Annotated in this window: 20 protein-coding genes; 12 read left to right on the top strand and 8 right to left on the bottom strand. The window is 74.6% G+C overall.

Annotated elements, in window-relative coordinates; translation table 11 throughout:
• Positions 1–94: 94 nt before the first annotated feature.
• Together IOD16_RS16125 and IOD16_RS16120 are read right to left on the bottom strand one after the other, a co-directional pair.
• A complete protein-coding gene (locus tag IOD16_RS16125; protein ID WP_201440703.1) occupies positions 95–619 on the bottom strand; it encodes a DUF6886 family protein in 525 nt (174 codons plus the stop codon).
• A gap of 176 nt (positions 620–795) precedes the next feature.
• Positions 796–1,230 carry an Hsp20/alpha crystallin family protein gene (locus IOD16_RS16120; protein ID WP_123747701.1) on the bottom strand — a complete coding sequence of 145 codons (435 nt, stop codon included), beginning with the start codon at positions 1,228–1,230 and terminating at the stop codon, positions 796–798.
• A gap of 112 nt (positions 1,231–1,342) precedes the next feature.
• On the opposite strand from IOD16_RS16120, the gene IOD16_RS16115 reads away from it, so the two are divergent.
• Both IOD16_RS16115 and IOD16_RS16110 read left to right on the top strand, forming a co-directional pair.
• On the top strand, positions 1,343–1,912 hold the full coding sequence (locus IOD16_RS16115) for an HSP18 transcriptional regulator (RefSeq protein ID WP_201440702.1): 570 nt from the start codon (positions 1,343–1,345) through the stop codon (positions 1,910–1,912).
• A 417-nt stretch (positions 1,913–2,329) separates the two neighbouring features.
• On the top strand, positions 2,330–3,940 hold the full coding sequence (locus tag IOD16_RS16110) for an outer membrane protein assembly factor BamB family protein (protein ID WP_201440701.1): 1,611 nt from the start codon (positions 2,330–2,332) through the stop codon (positions 3,938–3,940).
• Between the two features lie 22 nt (positions 3,941–3,962).
• On the opposite strand, the gene IOD16_RS16105 is transcribed toward IOD16_RS16110, so the two are convergent.
• Together IOD16_RS16105 and IOD16_RS16100 are read right to left on the bottom strand one after the other, a co-directional pair.
• Positions 3,963–4,925 (bottom strand): S66 peptidase family protein, encoded by a 963-nt coding sequence (locus IOD16_RS16105; protein WP_236595024.1) that lies wholly within the window; start codon positions 4,923–4,925, stop codon positions 3,963–3,965.
• Positions 4,922–6,853, bottom strand: a complete 1,932-nt coding sequence (locus IOD16_RS16100; protein ID WP_201440700.1) for a S9 family peptidase — start codon at positions 6,851–6,853, stop codon at positions 4,922–4,924. Before IOD16_RS16100 ends, IOD16_RS16105 begins: the two co-directional genes overlap by 4 nt.
• Positions 6,854–6,981: 128 nt before the next feature.
• On the opposite strand from IOD16_RS16100, the gene IOD16_RS16095 reads away from it, so the two are divergent.
• The 8 genes from IOD16_RS16095 to IOD16_RS16060 all read left to right on the top strand — a co-directional run bounded on the left by IOD16_RS16095 (position 6,982) and on the right by IOD16_RS16060 (position 13,346).
• Positions 6,982–7,548, top strand: coding sequence for a DUF3090 domain-containing protein (locus tag IOD16_RS16095; protein ID WP_123741503.1), 567 nt, complete (start codon positions 6,982–6,984; stop codon positions 7,546–7,548).
• 8 nt (positions 7,549–7,556) lie between these two features.
• Positions 7,557–8,351: an SCO1664 family protein gene (locus IOD16_RS16090; RefSeq protein WP_201440699.1), complete on the top strand. Its 795-nt coding sequence runs from the start codon at positions 7,557–7,559 to the stop codon at positions 8,349–8,351.
• A 99-nt stretch (positions 8,352–8,450) separates the two neighbouring features.
• On the top strand, positions 8,451–8,924 hold the full coding sequence (locus IOD16_RS16085; RefSeq protein WP_201440698.1) for a GNAT family N-acetyltransferase: 474 nt from the start codon (positions 8,451–8,453) through the stop codon (positions 8,922–8,924).
• On the top strand, positions 8,924–9,685 hold the full coding sequence (locus tag IOD16_RS16080; protein ID WP_201440697.1) for an aminoglycoside phosphotransferase family protein: 762 nt from the start codon (positions 8,924–8,926) through the stop codon (positions 9,683–9,685). Before IOD16_RS16085 ends, IOD16_RS16080 begins: the two co-directional genes overlap by 1 nt.
• A 37-nt stretch (positions 9,686–9,722) precedes the next feature.
• Positions 9,723–10,529, top strand: a complete 807-nt coding sequence (locus tag IOD16_RS16075; protein ID WP_201440696.1) for a DUF3097 domain-containing protein — start codon at positions 9,723–9,725, stop codon at positions 10,527–10,529.
• A 40-nt stretch (positions 10,530–10,569) separates the two neighbouring features.
• The gene (locus IOD16_RS16070) at positions 10,570–10,995 is read left to right on the top strand and encodes an NfeD family protein (RefSeq protein WP_123741498.1); all 426 of its coding nucleotides are present in this window, start codon (positions 10,570–10,572) and stop codon (positions 10,993–10,995) included.
• 70 nt (positions 10,996–11,065) lie between these two features.
• Positions 11,066–12,220: an SPFH domain-containing protein gene (locus IOD16_RS16065; RefSeq protein WP_236595173.1), complete on the top strand. Its 1,155-nt coding sequence runs from the start codon at positions 11,066–11,068 to the stop codon at positions 12,218–12,220.
• 154 nt (positions 12,221–12,374) lie between these two features.
• The gene (locus IOD16_RS16060; RefSeq protein ID WP_201440695.1) at positions 12,375–13,346 is read left to right on the top strand and encodes a hypothetical protein; all 972 of its coding nucleotides are present in this window, start codon (positions 12,375–12,377) and stop codon (positions 13,344–13,346) included.
• A gap of 199 nt (positions 13,347–13,545) precedes the next feature.
• Here IOD16_RS16060 and IOD16_RS16055 read toward each other — a convergent pair whose 3' ends face one another.
• Both IOD16_RS16055 and IOD16_RS16050 read right to left on the bottom strand, forming a co-directional pair.
• Entirely contained in the window at positions 13,546–14,922 is a 1,377-nt protein-coding gene (locus IOD16_RS16055) for an amidase family protein (RefSeq protein WP_201440694.1), read from the bottom strand.
• A gap of 35 nt (positions 14,923–14,957) precedes the next feature.
• Complete coding sequence (locus tag IOD16_RS16050) at positions 14,958–15,359, bottom strand: DUF1707 SHOCT-like domain-containing protein (RefSeq protein WP_201440693.1); 402 nt, start codon at positions 15,357–15,359, stop codon at positions 14,958–14,960.
• 99 nt (positions 15,360–15,458) lie between these two features.
• On the opposite strand from IOD16_RS16050, the gene IOD16_RS16045 reads away from it, so the two are divergent.
• Complete coding sequence (locus IOD16_RS16045) at positions 15,459–16,343, top strand: pentapeptide repeat-containing protein (RefSeq protein WP_123741495.1); 885 nt, start codon at positions 15,459–15,461, stop codon at positions 16,341–16,343.
• Between the two features lie 19 nt (positions 16,344–16,362).
• Here the strand turns inward: IOD16_RS16045 and IOD16_RS16040 are convergent, their stop codons facing one another.
• Positions 16,363–16,875: a CGNR zinc finger domain-containing protein gene (locus IOD16_RS16040; RefSeq protein WP_201440692.1), complete on the bottom strand. Its 513-nt coding sequence runs from the start codon at positions 16,873–16,875 to the stop codon at positions 16,363–16,365.
• 198 nt (positions 16,876–17,073) lie between these two features.
• Here IOD16_RS16040 and IOD16_RS16035 point away from each other — a divergent pair, with 198 nt between their 5' ends.
• Positions 17,074–17,742, top strand: coding sequence for a TetR/AcrR family transcriptional regulator (locus IOD16_RS16035; protein WP_201440691.1), 669 nt, complete (start codon positions 17,074–17,076; stop codon positions 17,740–17,742).
• On the opposite strand, the gene IOD16_RS16030 is transcribed toward IOD16_RS16035, so the two are convergent.
• Positions 17,647–18,534, bottom strand: a complete 888-nt coding sequence (locus IOD16_RS16030; RefSeq protein WP_236595023.1) for a sucrase ferredoxin — start codon at positions 18,532–18,534, stop codon at positions 17,647–17,649. The two genes, IOD16_RS16035 and IOD16_RS16030, sit on opposite strands and share 96 nt — an antisense overlap.
• Positions 18,535–18,606: the final 72 nt, after the last annotated feature.

Genomic DNA, 18,606 nt, shown 5'->3' with positions numbered 1-18,606 from the left:
CGCGAGGGTACCGACCGGTCGGTATGTCAGCAACCCTGGTCGTTGCCTCCTGCTGCGCAGGCGCGGGCCGGAGTCGGGTCCGTCCGGTCTGGGATCAGGCCGGTTCGGGGAGGGCGTTGCGCAGGCGGATGCCGCTGAACCCGAGCGTGCTCGCGACCACCCGACGCCAGAACGGCCACAGGGTGGCCGTCAGCCGCAGCTCGATGCCGGCGTCCTCGTGCAACGCCACCAGGTCGCCGACCGCTTCGGGCGGGCCGAGTGGTTCGACCGGTTCGGTGGCCACGTGGGCGTTGGGCGGTTCGCCGAACGGCCGGAACGGCCGCGCGTCGAACCGGTAGGCGTACAGACGTGCGGTCTGCATCCGGCGCAGCCAGCGGAACTCGACCGCGTGGACGCGTTCGGCGCCCAGCCACGTCCGGTCCTCGGCGCTGGTGGTGGGCTCGACCCACGCCATCGCGCGTGGGCACTGGCGTGGGAACCAGTAGTCGGGCGACCGTGCGTGGTCCACGGCCCACACGTACGCCTCGGGCTGCCGGGCCGTGGCGGCGACGTGCGGTTCGAACCGGGTGATCGTGGGGTCTTCGGAGAAGTGCAGCACTTCCCCCGGGGCCGGTCGCATGGTCGGCGATCCTGTCGGACGTCGACCGGCGGGCTCCACCCATTTCCGGCCGGTCCAAGTCAGGCGCCGTCCGCGTTCTGCGGCGCGGGTTCGTGGTTCGACGCGGGTGGGCGATGTGCACCGGGCCTGTCTGCCGCAGACCCGGTGCACATCCGGTACCCGACGGCGGGGACGTGTCAGGCGTTGATCTCCTTCGGTGCGCCGTCGGTCTGGCCGATGGTGATCTTGCGGGGCTTCGCCTTCTCCGCGATCGGGATGCGCAGGGTCAGCACGCCGGAGTCGTAGTCGGCCTTGATCCGGTCGACGTCGAGCGAGTCACCGAGGAAGAGTTGGCGCGAGAACACGCCCAGCGGCCGCTCGGACAGCTGCATCTCGACGTCGTCCGTGCGGTTGGGGCGACGCTCGGCCTTGACGGTGAGCACGTTGCGCTCGACGTCGAGGTCGATGGCGTCCGGCGAGACGCCCGGCAGGTCGAACTCCACCACGAACTGGTCACCGGCGCGGTAGGCGTCCATCGGCATGGACGTCGGCCGCGACCAGGTGCCCGGGCCGGTGAAGAACTGCTGCGCCAGCCGGTCCAGCTCCCGGAACGGGTCCGTGCGCATCAACATCGGGAACACCTCCTGGTCTGCGTGGTCAATGCGCTGGTCATCGCGCTGTGCCTCATTTCTACCATGTCGTCATCCGGTTGACAAGAGTGGAAGTCATCGTTAAGTTGACGCCATGGCGATCGGGGATTACGAGACCGTCCGAGCGGCGGCTACCGGGGAAGAACTCAGTGCGGGGCAGGTGCTGTCCGCACTGGTCCTCCTGCGGCGCTTGCGCGACGAGCTGTCCGGATGGGAACCGCAGCTGATCGCCGCGGCCCGTGAGCTGGGCACGAGCTGGGCCGAGCTGGCGCCCGCCCTGGGGGTGGCCAGCAGACAGGCGGCGGAGCGCCGGTACCTGCGGCTGCGTCCGTCGCAGCTGGGCGCGACCGCCGAAGGTCGGGTGCGTGCCGAGCGGGACAAGCGGGCGGCGGACCGGGCGGTGTCGCAGTGGGCGCGCGACAACGCCGCGTCACTGCGCAGCCTGGCGGGTCAGGTCGGCCGGGTGGACGTCGTGGTGCACGACGCGTTGGCGGCGGACGACGCGGTGGCGCTGCTGGAACCGCTGATGGCGGCGCTGGGGAAGGTGCGGACCAGTCATCCGGAGCTGGCCGAGGAGATCCAGGCCGTCGGCGACCAAGCGGAGGAGGTGCGACGCGACACCCAGACACTGCGGGACAACCAGATGCTCCGCGACAACCCCTGACCACCACCTGGCCGCCACCGCCTACTGGCCATCGCCGACGTCCGCTGACGGCTACTGCCGACCGGTGACGACCCCTCGCCGCCCGCAGCGCTCGTGCCGCTCGCCGAGAGCATCGAGTGGCGCGCCGTCGCCGAGCGACCTGGTCGTCCGCCTGCCGGCTCGGCTGCCGGCTCGGCTGCTTCCGGAGGTCGGTTCGGTCGCAGAGGTTGGTGACGGTCCGCCCTGGGTGGATACCGGCTCCGGCCCAGGTCCGGGGTGGCGGTGGCGGAGGGTAGTCCCTTGCGGGGGTGGTCGGGATCGACCGATCGGCTCGGCCGGGGTCAACCTTCTCCGGAGGGATCGGGTCCTTTCGAGGCTCGTGGCGGTCGGCTCCCGCTGTCACGGTGGAGAGGCTTTCCACAGTGGCAGGGGGATGGGATGCCGATCTCGAAACGGGTAGTGGCGTTGGTGGCGGCGGCTTCGTCGGTGGCGTTGCTCGGCGCCGGGGTCACGTCGGCCTCGCCGGGGCGACCTGACCGGTCGGGTGACTGGGCGACGTGGTCGAAGGACTCGGCCGGGTCGCGGTACGCGGCGGCGGAGTGGCGGATCACGCCGCGCAACGTGTCGCGGTTGACGGTGAAGTGGGCGTTCGCCTTCCCGAAATCGGCGGCTCCGGTGCGGAGTCAGCCCGCCGTGGTCGGCGGGGTGGCCTTCTTCGGCGGGCCGGACGGGAAGTTCTACGCGCGCGACGCGGAGACGGGCGCGGAGGTGTGGACGACGGACCTGTCCGGGATCGCTCCGGGCGCCCGGCCGGCGATCGCGTGGGACAGCCCGTCGGTCTCGGGTGGGCGGGTGTACTTCGGCGACATTCGGGGTTTCGTCTACTCGCTGGACCAGGCCACGGGTCGGGTGGTGTGGGCCGAGCAGGTCGACGCGCACCCGGCGGCGACGGTGACCAGCTCGCCGATCGTGCACGACGGGAAGGTGTACGTCGGCACGTCGAGCGGGGAGAACGCGGCCAACGGGCCGGACGGGACCGACGACCCGAACTACCCGTGCTGCACGTTCCGCGGTCACGTCGACGCCCTCGACGCCCGCACCGGCGAGGTGGTGTGGCGGCATTACACCGTACCCGAACCGCGGGCGGTCGGGACGTGGCCCAGCGGCGCGACCCGGTACGAGCCGTCGGGCGCCGGGGTGTGGAGCTCGCCGGTGATCGACCCGCGCACCGGCACCGTGTACGTCGGCACCGGCCAGAACTACACCGGCAGCGCCGGGGACTTCGACACGTTGTTGGCGCTGGACCACCGCACGGGCGCGGTGAAGTGGCGCAACCAGGTCACGAAGGCGGACACGTGGCGCGGGTTGTGCAACAGCCCCGACCCGGAGGGCTACTGCCCGGGGCTGAAGGACGGTTCGGCGTTGGACTACGACATCGGCGCGACGCCGAACCTGTTCACCGTCGGCGGCCGGCAGCTCGTCGGGGTCGGGCAGAAGCTCGGCGTCTACCACGTGTTCGACGCCCGGACCGGCGAGGTGGTGTGGCGTCGGCAGCTGGGTGTGCCGCTGCCCAGCGGCGGCATCTCGGGCATCCAGTGGGGCACGAGCTACGACGGGCACCGGCTCTACATCGCGACGTACTTCGCCGACCCGGGCAAGGTGTTCGCGGTGGACCCGGGCACGGGCCGCGTGCTGTGGGAGACGCCCAACCCGACGGACGGCTGCACGACCGGTGGCGCCGCCGCCCACCCGGAGGTCTGCTCGCTGGGCCACGGCCCGGCGGTGACGAGCAGCCCCGGCCTGGTGTGGGAGGGCGGCAACGACGGCAAGCTGCGGGCGTACTCGGCGCGGGACGGCCGGGTGGTGTGGACCTACGACACGATCCGGGACTTCACCGGAGTCAACGGCCTGCCGGGTCGGGGCGGCACGATCTCCGGTGGCGGCGGGGGCGCGGTCGTGGCCGACGGGATGGTGTACGTGCAGGCCGGCTACGTGCCGGAGTACCCGAACCCGGACGGTGGTGACGTGCTGCTCGCGTTCGGCCTGTGACCGGCGGGCGGGTCCGGGGCGGTCATCGCACGACGGTGACCACCCCGGACCCGCCGTCGATCTCGACCGGCACGCCGAGGGGCACGGTGAGCTGGCCTTCGCAGTGCCCGAACCGGGCGTCGGCGACGATCGGCACGCCGAGCCCGCCCAGCCGGTCGGCGAGCACGGCGGTCGGGTCGCCGCACCCCGTCCACGAGCCGAGGACGAGGCCGGCGACCTGGTCGAACCACCCGGACCGCAGCAGGTCGGTGAGCATCCGGTCGAGGCGGTAGGGCTCTTCGTTGACGTCTTCGAGCAGCACGATCGCGCCGGGCGGTGGCGGGGCGTCGAGCAGGCTGAGGTTGCCGCCGACGGCGACACCCCGGGCGACGCCGGGCGCCATGCCGGCCCCTCGGTAGGACGTCACGCCGGTGAACAGGGCGGCGCGGAGCCGTTCGCGGGCGTCGGTGTCCTCGACGAACGCCCGGGTGCCGATCATCGGCCCGAACCAGGTGGGCACGCCGTGCGCCCAGAACCGCTCGTGCAGCACGGTGGTGTCGCTGGAGCCGAGGAACACTTTGCGACGCGCACCACCACCGACACCACCACCACCACCACCGACACCACCGCCGGCAGCAGCATCGGCCGGACCACCGGCGGTGGGATCACCGGCGGCGGCCGCGACGGCGGTCCAGTCGACCAGGTCGACCATGCGCAGGCTGCCGTAGCCGCCCCGCGCGCACAGCACCCCGGCCACGGCCGGGTCCAGCCAGGCCCGTTCGAACGACCGGGCGCGGTCGGCGTCGTGGCCGGCGAGGTAGCCCAGCGTGGGGTGGACGTCGAGCGCGTGGGCGTCGATCCGCACGTCCAGGTCCCACTTGCGCAGCCACGCGGCGCCGGCCTCGAGGAGTTCGGCCGGGCACGGTCCGGCCGGGCTGACCACGACGACCCGGTCACCGGGCCGCAGCAGCGGGGGCCCGGAGGCCACGGCCGCCCCGGGCGTCACCGGCGCAGCTCCAGCACCGCGATCCCCTCGGGGGTGAAGCCGAACACCTGCCCGTAGAACGACAGCTCGGCCTCCAGCGCGGCGACGATCGTCTCGGCCTTGCGGAACCCGTGCTGCTCGCCCTCGAACGTGAGGTAGGCGTGCGGGATGCCGGTGCCGTCCAGGGCGGCGGCGAACCGGTCGGCCTGCTCGGGCGGGCAGATCTCGTCCTCCAGACCTTGCAGCAGCAGCACGGGCCCGGCCAGCCGGTCGACGTGGTTGGCCGGTGACCGCTCGGCGTACCGGTCGGCCGTCGCGGGCCACGGCCCGACGAGGCCCTCGACGTAGCGGGACTCGAAGTCGTGGGTCTCGCCGCCCGCGCCGGTCCACCCGGCCAGGTCGAGGATGGGGAACGCGACCATGCCGCACCGGTAGGTCCGCACCGAGGTCAGCGACGCGGCCGAGGTCCAGCCGCCGGCGCTGCCGCCGCGGATGGCGAGCCGGTCGCCGTCGGCGGCGCCCTCGTCGGCCAGGGCCTGGGCGACGGCGGCGCAGTCCTGCACGTCGACCACGCCCCACTGCTCGCGCAGCCGTTCCCGGAACGCCCGGCCGTAGCCGGTGGAGCCGCCGTAGTTGACCGCGACCACGCCGATGCCGCGGCTGGTCAGGTAGGCCAGCTCGGCGTCGAGCACGGGCACGGAACGGCCCGTGGGGCCGCCGTGGACGTGCACGACGTAGGGCGGTTCCTCGCCGTCGGGCGCGGCGAAGTCGGGGTTGCGCGGCGGGTAGACGTAGGCGGGGACGTCGCCGTCCGGACCCCGGAACACGCGTTCCTCGGGCACGGGCAGGTAGTCGACGGGCAGCGCCGAGTCGCCGGAGGTGTGCTCGGTGAGGACGCCGGTGGACAGGTCCAGCGACACCACGGCGGACTCGGCGAGCGGTCCGGCGGCGCCGCTGACGACCACGCCGTCGTGCACGGCGAGGTGCGCGTGCCAGACGGGCAGGTCCACGTCGACGTCGGTGACGGTGCCGCTGCGCTCGTCGAGCACGGCCAGCGCCCCGGAGCGCAGCACGGCGTAGCGGCCGGGGCCGATGGCGGCGAACCAGCGGTTGCCCAGCCGCCACATGGGTCCGCCCAGTTCGGCGGCGCACGGCGCGAGGTTCTTGCGGGTCCCGTCCAGGCCGATGCGGAACAGGTTCCACCAGCCGTCGGGGTCGGTCAGCGCCAGCAGCGCGGGCGGCCCGCCGGCCGCGGGTGTCTCCCACTCGACCTGGCAGACGGCTTCGGTGTCGCCGCCGGCCAGGACGCGGTGCCCGGCGGAGCCGACCTCGGCGACGCACAGCTCGGTGCCGTCCCACGGCATGCGGGGGTGGTCCCAGCCGATCCAGGCGTAGTGGCGGCCGTCGGGCGAGAGCCGGGGTCCGGTCATGAAGTGGTGGCTGGCGGCGAGCACCCTGGGCTCGGAGCCGTCCAGCGGCAGCGCGACCAGCTCCCGGCGGACGTCGGTGCGGGCGTCGCCGGTCACGGTCTCCCGCACGCACCACACCTCGGCGTGGCCGGGCCCGGCGGTGAGGTCGGCGTAGCGGTAGCCGTGCCGGCGCGGGGGCTCGGGGCTGAGCGGGACGGGCCGCGGGTCGTCGGGGTCGAACAGGTAGACGCGCTGGTCGTCCCAGTTGGTGAACGCCACGCGCGTCCCCTCGGGGGTGTCCAGCACCACCCACGGCCGGCCGCCGTACTCGTGGACGCGGTTGCGCGCGTTCCACGGCGGCGGCAGCAGGTCCTGCCCGTCGCGCACCAGCGCGACCCGGCCGCCTTCGGCCGGGCGCCCCTCGGCCCACCAGGGGCGACCGTCGTGCAGGTCGACCCAGTGCAGGCCCCCGCCGGCCGCGGCGGCGTCGGCGGCGGCGATGGGCGATGTCCACGTTCCGTACGGTGCGATCTTCACCACGCGGCGACCTTATCCGGGTGCGTGGCGGCCGGTCGGCGCCGCGCGGCGGGGAGTCGTGTTCGCCGGTCGTGGAAAAGGGAGGGGCAGGGCTGCCGATCTTGCTCGCGTGGCCTAGGGTCGTCGTTGTCATGGCACGCGTCATCCACGTATTCCGCCAGCCCGACCGGTTCGTCGCCGGCACAGTCGGGCAGCCTGGCGAGCGCACGTTCTACCTGCAGGCCTCCGAGGAGGCCCGGCTGGTCAGCGTGGCGCTGGAGAAGCAACAGGTCGCCGTACTCGCCGAGCGCATCGGCTCGCTGCTGGAGGAGGTGCACCGGCGGTTCGGGGCGGAAGTGCCCGACGGCGTCCCCGAGGACCTCCGGGACACCGAACCCTTGGCGGTGCCGGTCGAGGAGGAGTTCAAGGTCGGCACGATGGGGCTGGGCTGGGACGCCGAGTCCAGCGCGGTGGTCATCGAACTGCTCGCGATCACCGAGGAGGAGGTCGACGAGGCGGTGGTGCTCGACGACACCGAGGAGGGCCCGGACGCGGTGCGGGTGTTCCTGAGCCCGGTGGAGGCGCGGGCGTTCGCCGAGCGCGCCGAGCGGGTGGTGCGCGCGGGCCGCAAGCCGTGCCCGCTGTGCGCCGAGCCGCTGGACCCCGAGGGGCACGTCTGCCCGCGGCAGAACGGCTACCGTCGTTCGGACGAGGGCTGAGCGCGGCGGTGGGTCCGGCTGACGACGGGGTGCTCGACTTGCTGCGGCGTGGCCGCATCGAGGTCGAGGGCCGGTTGGTGGACGCGTCGAACGCGACGTTGTTCTGCGGGATCAGCCTCGACGGTGTGACCGCGCAGTGCGTGTACAAGCCGGTGCGCGGCGAGCGGCCGCTGTGGGACTTCCCCGACGGCACGCTCGCGGGCCGCGAGGTGGCCACCTACCTGGTGTCGGAGGCCTCCGGTGTGCACGTGGTGCCGCCGACGGTGTTGCGGGAGGGTCCGTTCGGGTCGGGCATGGTCCAGCTGTGGGTGGAGACCCGCGAGGACGACGACCTGGTGGACATCGTGCCGGTGGACGAGGTGCGGCCGGGGTGGCGCGCGGTGTTGAAGGCGCACGACCGGTACGGGGAGCCGGCGGTGCTGGTGCACGCCGACCACCCGCGGGTGCGGGTGATGGCGGCGTTCGACGTGGTGGTGAACAACGCCGACCGCAAGGGCGGTCACGTGCTGCACGCGCTGGACGGCGCGGTGTACGGGGTGGACCACGGGATCTGCCTGCACAGCGACGACAAGCTGCGCACGGTGCTGTGGGGCTGGTTGGGCGAGGAGCTGCCCGCGGAGGCGGTGGAGTCGCTGCGGCGGCTGCGGTCGCGGCTGGACGGGGAGCTGTCGGACCGGCTGCACGAGCTGCTGACGCGCGCGGAGGTGCGGGCGTTGACCGAGCGGGTGGAGAAGCTGCTGGCGGCGAAGGTGTACCCGGCGCCGTCCGACGACTGGCCGGCGATCCCCTGGCCCGCGTTCTGACCTGGCCCGCGACCCCGACGGGTGATCACGTGGTGACCCGGCGGAGGGATCGGCGCCCGGATCTTCTGACGTCGCGGGTGCGTGTTGTCTACTTGCCGCGTGGGCGTCGAACTGCGCGAGGTGACCGCTGCCGACGTGTTGGCGTTCTTCGAGCACCAGCGCGATCCGGAGGCGGTGCGGATGGCCGCGTTCACCTCGGCGGACCCGTCGGACCGGGCGGCGTTCCTGGTGCGGTGGGCGCGGATCCTGGCCGACGAGTCGGCGGTGGCGCGGACGGTGGTGTTCGACGGCGACGTGGTGGGCCACGTGGGCAGCTCCACCCGGCTCGGCGGGCCCGAGGTGACGTGCTGGATCGACCGCGAGCACTGGGGCAAGGGGTTGGCGACGGCGGCGTTGGAGCTGTTCCTGGCCGAGCAGCCGCTGCGTCCGCTGTACGCGCGGACGGCGGTGGACAACCTGGGGTCGCTGCGCGTGCTGGCGAAGTGCGGGTTCGTGGCGGTCGGCGAGGACGTGGGGTTCGCGCGGGGGCGCGGTGAGGACGTGGAGGAGTTCATCCTGAGGTTGGACCGCTGATGGCGTCGCTGCGGGAGCGCATGACGCGGCGCTTCGGCCCGGGGGTGCGGCCGTGGCTGGCGGGGGTGGACGCGCTGGTGGCGGGGTTGTGCCGGGACTGGGGCCTGGAGGTGGTGCGGCCGTTGTCCGGGGGCACGTCGCACGCGCTGCTGTGCACGCGCGGCGGCGAGCCGGTGGTGCTGAAGGTGACGCCGGAGCCGGCGATCGCGGCGCAGGAGCACGCGGCGCTGCGGGCGTGGGAGCCGTCGCCGAGGGTGGTGCGGGTGCTCCGGGCCGACCCGGCGCGGGGCGCGTTGCTGCTGGAAGGGCTGGTGCCGGGCACGCCCGCCGCGGACGGCCCGGGGCTGGCCGAGGTGCTGCGCGCGCTGCACGTGCCGCCGCGTGGGGATTTCCCGCCGTTGAGCGAGCGGGTGGACTTCGTCTTCGGTGTGCTGCGCAGGCGGCATCCCGGCGACCACGACGCGGCGCACGCGCGGGCGGCGGAGCTGGCCCGCGACCGGGTGCCGGCGACGTTGCTGCACGGCGACCTGCACTCGGGCAACGTGCTCGACGCGGGCGAGCGCGGGGTGGTGGCCATCGACCCGCGGCCGTGCGTGGGCGACCCGGCGTCGGACGCGGTGGACCTCGCCTACGCGTCGGCCGACCTGCGCGCGGGCATCGAGCGCTGGTCGGCGGTGGTGGACGGGGACCGGTTGGCGGCGTGGTGCGAGGTGTTCGCCGGGTTCTTCCCCGCCCACCCGTCGGTCCTCGGCACGGCGTAGCCGCGGCCGGCGGCGCCGGGCGGTAACGTCGCCGGCCGTGCGATCACACGACTACGGCCGGGACGTGCTGTCGGGCCGCAAGCGCAAGACGGTGCCCGAGGTGGTGGCCGAGGTCGGGCTGGTGGCGGAGGACCCGGCGTCGGGGTTCTGCGGCGCGGTGGTGCGCTTCGAGCACGGGCAGGTGGTGCTGGAGGACCGGCAGGGCCGGCACCGGCTGTTCCCGCTGCGCCCGGCGGGGTTCCTGGTGGACGGGCAGCCGGTGACGCTGGTGCGGCCCGCCCCGGCCGCGGCGAAGCCCGCGCGGACGGCCTCGGGGTCGGTGAAGGTCGAGGGGCTGCGGGCCCGCACCGCCCGCGACAGCCGCATCTGGGTGGAGGGCCTGCACGACGCGGAGCTGGTGGAACGGGTGTGGGGGCACGACCTGCGCGTGGAGGGCGTCGTGGTCGAGCCGCTGGACGGGGTGGACGTGCTGGCCGACCGGATCGCGGAGTTCGGCACGGGGCCGGGGCGGCGGCTGGGGGTGCTGGTGGACCACCTGGTGGCGGGCAGCAAGGAGTCGCGGCTGGTCTCGGCGGTGCGGGACGCGAACGTGCTGGTCACCGGTCACCCGTACGTGGACGTGTGGCAGGCGGTGAAGCCGGCGTCGGTGGGGATCGCGGCGTGGCCGGTGGTGCCGCGCGGCGTGCCGTGGAAGGAGGGCGTGTGCGCCGCGCTGGGCTGGGGCGAGCCGTACGAGGGGTGGCGCCGGGTGTTGGCGGGCGTGTCGGGGTTCCGGGACCTGGAGACGCCGTTGATCGGCGCGGTGGAGCGGTTGATCGACTTCGTGACCGAGCCGGCGGCCTGAATCCGCCCCCTCGCCGCGCCGGAAGTGCGAAGATGGGGGTGTGCCCGCGCTGATCTGGTTGATCCTCGGGGTCGTCCTGGTGGCGGCCGAGATCCTGTCGGGCGATGTCGTGCTGGTCATGCTGGGTCTGGCCGCGTTCGGCGCGGCGGGCGCCGCGGCGTTGGGCGCGGACGTGCTGCTCAGCGGGATCGTGTTCGGCCTGGTGTCGTTGGGGCTGGTGCTGGGCGCGCGGCCCGCGATCAAGCGCCGGATGGCGCTGGGTCAGGGGCACCGGTCGGGCGTGGAGGCCCTGGTGGGCAGCACGGCCGTCGTCGTGTCCACTGTGGACGGCCACGGGGGTAGGGTGCGGATCGGCGGCGAGGTGTGGTCGGCGCGGTCGTTGGACCGCGAGCGGATCGAGCCCGGCGCCGAAGTCACTGTTGTCGAGATCTCGGGCGCGACCGCAGTGGTGCTGTCCGGGGCCTGAGTGGAGGCTGGGAGAGTTGACCACCACGCTGATCGTCATCGCGGTCCTGGTGCTGTTCGTGCTGATAGTCATGGTGAAGTCGGTGCTGGTGATCCCGCAGGCCACGGCCGCGGTGATCGAGCGGCTGGGCCGGTACCGCACGACCGCCGCGCCGGGGTTGAACATCCTGGTGCCGTTCTTCGACCGGGTGCGGGCGCGCATCGACCTGCGCGAGCAGGTGGTGTCGTTCCCGCCGCAGCCGGTGATCACCCGGGACAACCTGACGGTGTCGATCGACACGGTGGTCTACTTCCAGGTGACCGATCCGCGCGCGGCGGTCTACGAGATCTCGAACTACATCGTGGGCGTGGAGCAGCTGGCGACCACGACGCTGCGCAACCTGGTGGGCGGGATGAGCCTGGAGGAGACGCTGACCTCCCGTGACCAGATCAACAACCAGCTGCGCGGCGTGCTGGACGAGGCGACGGGCCGCTGGGGCATCCGGGTGGCGCGGGTGGAGCTGAAGGCGGTCGACCCGCCGCCCTCGATCCGGGACTCGATGGAGAAGCAGATGCGCGCGGACCGGGAGAAGCGCGCGATGATCCTCAACGCGGAGGGCCAGCGGGAGGCGGCGATCAAGTCCGCGGAGGGGCAGAAGCAGGCGCAGATCCTCTCGGCGGAAGGCGCGAAGCAGGCGGCGATCCTGGGCGCGGAGGCGGAGCGGCAGGCGGCGATCCTGCGGGCCCAGGGCGAGCGGGCGGCGCGGTACCTGCAGGCGCAGGGTCAGGCGAAGGCGATCGAGAAGGTGTTCGCGGCGATCAAGGCGGGCAAACCGACGCCGGAGGTCCTCGCCTACCAGTACCTGCAGACGTTGCCGCAGATGGCGCAGGGTGACGCGAACAAGGTGTGGCTGGTGCCGTCGGACTACGGCAAGGCGCTGGAGGGGTTCGCGAAGATGCTGGGCGCGCCGGGCGAGGACGGCGTGTTCCGCTACGAGCCGCCCGCCTACGAGCAGCCGGTGACCTCGTCGCCGGAGCAGGACGACGCGTCGGTGGCGGAGTGGTTCGACACGGCGCCGGACCCGGCGGTGGCCGAGGCGGTGCGCGCGGCGGAGGCCGTGGCGCGCAAGGAGGTGCCCGGTCCGTTGGAGCACGGCGCGGTCGAGCGCGGGGCGGAGCGCGGCACGCTGGGGTCCGGGCCGGCGGCGCGCGAGGTGGGCGCCGGGGAGCCGGAGCCGCTCGGCTGACCCCCGGTCAGTGATCTTGGACGCAGTGGTGGGGCGTCGGCGGTGGTCGCCGGCGCCCCTTTCGCGTGGTGGGGGCGGGTGGGCGTCTCGGCGGGGGTGCGGGCGGGGGCTCGTGGGGCTCGTGGGGCGGGTGGGTGTGCGGTTGGATGTCGCGGTGGATGCTTTACCCGGTCGTGCGGCGGCCGCGCTGGCCCGTGTCGACGTGCCGTGGCAGGCGCGGTGGGACGAGTTGGCGTCCCTGGTGGCGGAGCTGTCGGACCTGGTGCGGGGCGGGCCGGGGGCCCGCGTGGTGGCGCGGGAGTTGGCCGAGGTGCTGGTGGGCGCCGCCCAGGGTGGTGCGCAGCGGGCGGCGGTGGCCGGGTTGGCGGATCGGGTGTTGGACCTGCACGCGGTGGCGTGCGCGAGCGGCCCGGCGGTGGACGGCCGCGAGTTGGCGAGGTGGTTGCTGTGGTTGCAGACGGGGTTCGCCGAGCCGCCCGAGGTGCGGTTGGCGGCGTACGCGCCGGCGTTGGGCGAGGACGGGTTGGCGTTCTACCGGGCGGAGGCGGTGGCGCGGTTCGAGCGGCTGCCGGTGATCGGGTTCGGGCGGACCGGGCGCTACGACCGGGAGCGGTGGGCGTTGCTGCGGGTGGTGGAGGAGCTGGCCGAGCACACCGGTGACGTGGACCTGCAGGTGTTGGTGTTGTCGCGGGACCTGTCGTCGGGGTGGCACTACCTGCAGGTGGCGACGGTGCTGCGGGACGCGGGCCGGTCGGCGGAGGCGGTGGCGTGGGTGGAGCGGGGTCTGGCGGCGACGGGCGGGCGCGGCGCGGCGACCCGGCTGGTGGACCTGGGGGTGGACGAGTGCCTGCGCGCGGGGTGGGCGGATCGGGGGGTGGGGCTGAGGCGGCGGGCGTTCCTGGCGCATCCGACGTGGGAGTCCTACACGCGGTTGCGGTCGGTGGCGTCGGCGTCGGGCGGGTGGCCGTCGGTGCGCGAGGAGGTGCTCGGGCTGGTCGCCGAGGCCGGGGACGGGGACGACGTGCTGCGGCGGGTGGTGGAGGGCGAGTGGGCCGAGGCGCCGGACGGCCGGGCGCCGGAGTGGTTGCGGCGGTTGCGGGCGGAGCTGGCGCTGCGGGAGCGGTGACCGGCGGTCGAGCGTTGAACTCGGGGGTCCTGGAGGTAGGACTCTCGCGGTCCGGTACGCCGGGTTCGTCTCCGACGAGGACAGGGTGGGCGTCGCCGTGACCGGTCTGGTCAGGGCGCCGGGCAGGCCGCCGTTCACCACGAGCCACCTGGTCCTCCCGCGGCGGGCCTGTGGGTCCCGCGGCGGGGACAGGCGGGGCTCAGGGGTGTGCGGGTGGGCGGCGGTCGGTCCAGGGGCGGGCGCGTTCGAGTTGGCCGGCGGCGGTGAGGATGGTGTGCTCGCCGTCGGTGGCGGCGACGAGCTGCACGGCCAGGGGCAGGCCGGTGCGGGTGTGGCCGGCGGGGACGGACGCGGCGGGGTTGCCGGTGATGTTCCACAGGGGCAGGAACGTGGTCATGCGGGCGGCGGCGAGCAGCGCGGCGAGGGTGGGTCGGCGGTTCCACTCGCCGACGCGCAGGGGCGGCCGGGTGAGCACGGGGGTGAGCAGCAGGTCGTGGTGCTCGAAGAGCCGGTTGGCGTGGTCGGTGAGCTTCGCGGTCTGGGCGAGGGCGGCGCGCACGGCGGGCGCGGGCAGGGCGCGGCCGAGGGCGGCGACGGCGCGGGTGCGGGCGTCGAGCCGGTCGGGTCGGTCGAGGGCCTGTTCGGTGGTGGCGGCGCTGTGCAGGTAGCGGGCGGCGAGCACGGCGGGCCCGGTGACGTCGCGCAGGTCGGGGTCGACGCGGGTGACGTCGTGGCCGAGGTCGGCGAGCAGGCCCGCGGTGTCGAGGACGGCGTCGCGGACTTCGGGGTCGACGGGGATGCCGCGGCCCCAGGTGCGCAGGGACACGGCGATGCGCAGGGTCCGGGTGCCGGTGACGGCGGCGGTGTGGTCGTGGCCGGGGGCGAGGACGTCGAGGAGCAGGGCGGCGTCGGCGACGTGGCGGGTGATGGGTCCGGCGGCGACCAGGCCGTGCCAGCCGTCGCGGTCGGGGGCCAGGGACACGTGGTCGCGGTGGGGTTTGAGGCCGAACAGCCCGGTGCAGGCGGCGGGGATGCGGATGGAGCCGGCGCCGTCGGTGCCGATGGCGGCGCCGACGAGGCCGGCGGCGACGGCGGCGGCCGATCCGCCGCTGGACCCGCCGGGCGAGTGGTCGGCCGACCAGGGGTTGCGGGTGGCGCCGGCCCAGGTGGACTCGGTGTAGGGCCACAGGCCGAGTTCGGGCATGCGGGTGCGGCCGACGACGACGGCGCCGGCGGCGCGCAGGAGCCGGACGATCTCGGAGTCGTCGGGCGCGGTGGTGTCGACGGCGGCGGTGCCCTTGGTGGTGGGCAGCCCGGCGAGGGCGAGGTCTTCCTTGACCGCGACGGGCACGCCGAGCAGGGGCGCGTCCTCGCCGCGGGCGAGGCGGGCGTCGGCGCGGTCGGCGTCGGCGAGGGCGCGGTCGGTGAACACGAGCCGGAACGCGTTGAGGGTCCGGTCGTGCCGGTCGATGCGGCGCAGGCACTCGGCGACGAGGGCGCGTGAGGTGAGCGCGCCGGCCCGCAGCAGTTCGGCCTGTCGGGCGGCGCCCGCGAAGCACGCGTCGGTCAGGTCCATGAGCGGACTCTAAGGCAGGAGCGGCCGTGGGTGGATCAGGCCGCGGGGGTGGCCGGGTCGTGCCGCCGGCGGTGGCGCGCGCCGCGGTGCACGAGCAGGGCGACGAGCAGCAGCGGCCAGGGGAACGGCAGCGGCGAGGCGAGCCAGGCGACGGCGAGCAGGACCAGGAGGATCACCGGCAGGGGTGGTCGGCGGCGTGCGGGCGGCGCGGGAGGTGGCGGCGGCGCGGGCAGGTCGGCGGTGAGGGCGGCGAGGTCGTGCTCGTGCACGGCGGTGTAGGCGGCGGCGATGCGCTCGTCGGCTTCGGCGAGGGTGAGGCGGCCTTCGCCGACGGCGTCGCGCAGCCGGGCGGCGGTGTGGTCGCGGTCGGCGTCGCCGGCGCGTCGGGCCGGCGCGCCGCGGGCCGGTCCGGGGGTCGGGGAAGGGGACGGATGCATGTCCTCGATGCTCCGCTCGAACGCGTGTCCCGGCATCGGCCACGAAGCGGTGACGGGAAGTACGTCCGTGGACGTACCCGGGACGGGCATGATCGGGGTATGTCGTCGTGGCTGATGCCGGTGGCGGTGGCGGTGGTCATCGTCTGGATTGGCGTGCGCCATGTGCGCGCGTCGCGTTCGGAGACGTTGTTGGACGAGCACGCGCGACGGCGGGTGGGGCCGCAGGCGGGTGCGGTCCCGGCTCCGCTGTCGGTGTGGCGCGAGGCGAACCGGCTGTTCCGGGCCGGTGAGGAGGAGGGGTTGCTGCTGTTGGCCGAGATCGGCCGGCAGGCGCCGCGGCGGCGGCAGGCGGTGGTGACGTCGTGGTTGGCGGCGTTGCGCGGCGGGGTGAGCATGGGGTTGGACGCGCCGTGGCGCACGGCGGTGCAGCGGGAGCTGGTGTCGCACCTGCGGCCGGGCGCGGACTTCTGGCCGGGGATGGACGTGGTGGCGCCGGGGGCGATCCTGGTGGACTTCGACCTGTCGGGGTGCCGGGTGAACCGGGTGGACCTGGTGGGCGCGGTGTTCCTGGGCGACGCGCGGTTCGAGGCGATGACGGTGACGGGTGACGCGAACTTCGCGGGGGCCCGGTTCCTGCGGCACGCGGTGTTCACCGACGCGTTGTTCGCGAAGTCGGCGTCGTTCGGGCTGGCGGTGTTCGCGGGCAACGTGTCGTTGCGGTCGGCGCAGGTGGCCGACCAGTTGGTGTTCGCGCGGGCGAAGGTGTCGGGTCGGGCGGACCTGCGGCGCGCCGAGGTGTCGGGTCGGGCGGACTTCCGGCACGTGCGTTTCGGCGGGCGGGCGTTGTTCGGTGACGTGGTGTTCCACCAGGACGCGTGGTTCCGGCACGCGTGGTTCCGGGGTCGGACGGACGTGGGGTCGGCGTTGATCGGCGAGGCGGCGGAGTTCGGCAACGCCCGCTTCGGCCGCCGCGTCATGCAGTGACCCCGGCCCCGCGGCGGGGTCAGGCGGTGCGGGTGCGGTGGTCGGCCACGTGGACGCGGTTGGCGCAGCGGGTGCCGCAGAAGCGGCGGCGGCCGTTGCGGGAGGTGTCGACGTAGACGACGGGGCAGCCGGGTCGGGCGCAGCGGCCGAGGCGGCCGGGATCGTCGCAGACGACGTGGGCGAGACCGGCGGCGGTGAACGCGCGCAGCCGCTCGGGGGTGGGCGCGTGCTCGGGGGCGAAGTGCAGGTGGGGCCGGCGGTCGTCGTGAGTGGAGATGTAGGGCTTGGCGGCGGCTTCGGCGAGCAGGTCGTTGACGAGGGCGACCTGGTCGGGGGTGTGGTCGAAGACCGGTGAGAGACGGGCGGCCCAGGCGAGGAGTTCGCGGGCCTGGTGCTCGTCGAGCGCGCCGACGGGTCTGTAGTCGTGCTCGCGCAGCAGGTCGAGCAGCTCGTCGGCGGTGCTGCGGGGGTCGGCGTTGACCAGGGCGGCGGCGAGTTCGGCCGCCGTCCCGCCGTAAGGGTTGAAATGCACTGAACCATGACACCACGCTGGTGGGGTGAACACCAGGTGTCCTTGTTGCGGGTGGCCCAGCGCCGAGCGTGTGTACCAGGTTTCGTCGCACGGCGCGGTGGACTACGTGCGCTGCGTGTGCGGGGTGTGGTTGGTGCTGGAGGCGGGCCGGGTGGTGGCGACGGCGGGCCGTCCGCGATCGGCTAGTGTCCCCTCCCCGTGACGAGCCGTCGGGACCTGCTGTGCGACTGTGCGATCTCGGTGCTGGCGGCGGAGGGCGGCCGCGGGCTGACGCACCGCGCGGTGGACCGGGCGGCGGGTGTGCCGCAGGGCACGACGAAGAACTACTTCCCGTCGCGCGACGCGTTGCTGGGCGCGGCGGCGGCCCGGATGACCGCGCTGCACACCGCGGCGGTGCGGCGGCTGCGGGAGACGACGCCCGCCGGGATCTCCCCGGCGGAGGTGGCGCAGCTGTACCCGGCGCTGCTGCGGCGCGCGGTCGTGGAGGATCCGACGCAGCTGCTGGCGATGGTGGAGCTGTACCTGGAGGCGGTGCGCCGGCCGGGGGTGCGGGCGGCGCTGGGCCGCATGGCGGTGTCCAACGCGCAGGCGGGCGCGGGACTGCACGCGGCGGCGGGGTTGCCGAGCACGGCGCGCGACGCGGGCCTGCTCGACGCGTACTTCCTGGGTGTGGCGGTGTCGTTGCTGGCGTTGCCGGCGGAGTCGTTGCGGGAGGTGGGCCTGGACGACGCCCACGCGCTGGGGTTGGGCCTGTTCCGCGCGGCGGTGCCGTCAGCCGACGGGGACGAGGCGGCGCACGGCGGTGGCGACGAGCCCGGTGGCCGCCGTGGGGGGCGCGCCGCAGCTGGCGGGTCGGGCGGCCGGTAGGTCGCGCTCGGCGACGGTGACGTGCCAGGCGCTGCCGTCGGCGTGGTGCACGGTGTCGCCGTGCACGGTGAGCACGTCGCGGTGTTCGCCGGTGAGGTCGCGCACGGCGAGCTCGGCGACCTGGCCGCGCGGCGCGTGGGTGGAACGGCCCCGGCAGCGGTCGGTGACGACGTTCCCGAGGGCCGCGTCATCGAGCAGCCGGGCGGCGAAATCGGTGTCGAGGCGGCCGTAGGTGTAGCCGGTGGGCAGCAGCACGCCGGTGGGGGCGAAGCGGTGCCCGCCGGTGTGGGTGCACTCCCACACGGCGTCGGGGCGCGCGGCGGCGAGGGCTTCGGCGAGCGGCCGGCCGCGCAGGGCGCAGCACACGTCACGGCGGCTGTTGGCGCACACCAGCAGCAGCGGCCCGGCGACCGGCGTGCCGAGACCGGTGGGGTGCCCGGCGGCGAGGGCGGCGAAGTCCAGGTCGAGCAGGACCGCGGGGTCGGCGACGTCGGCCTGTTCCAACCGCGCCCGACCGGGGGCGGTGGCGGCCAGGTAGACGCGGCGGGGCGCGTCGTGGTGGGTGTCGGCGTGACGGCCGGGACGGCGGATGAGCAGGACGCGCACACCGGTCTCGGCGGCGCGGCGGGCCAGTTCGGCGCCGAGCGCGGGGTCCAGGCGGCTCTGGGTCAGGGCGTCGCGGCCCCACGGCCCGGGTTGTTCGAGGCAGATCCAGGCGGCGGCGGTGGCGGCGGTGCCCGCCTGGGGTTCCTCGAGGTCCGCGGAGATCGCGGCGCAACGCGGCTCGGTCACGCCCCCAGGGTGCCCTGGCCCGGCCGTTCGAGTGACACCGGGGTGCGGGTTCACGCGTTCGGGCGTCTTGCG

It is taken from the genome of Saccharothrix sp. 6-C, from assembly GCF_016695385.1.
Classification (GTDB): domain Bacteria; phylum Actinomycetota; class Actinomycetes; order Mycobacteriales; family Pseudonocardiaceae; genus Actinosynnema; species Actinosynnema texasense.
The sequence above is the reverse complement of the archived record's forward strand: the minus strand, read 5'-3'. Positions and strand labels throughout refer to the sequence as shown.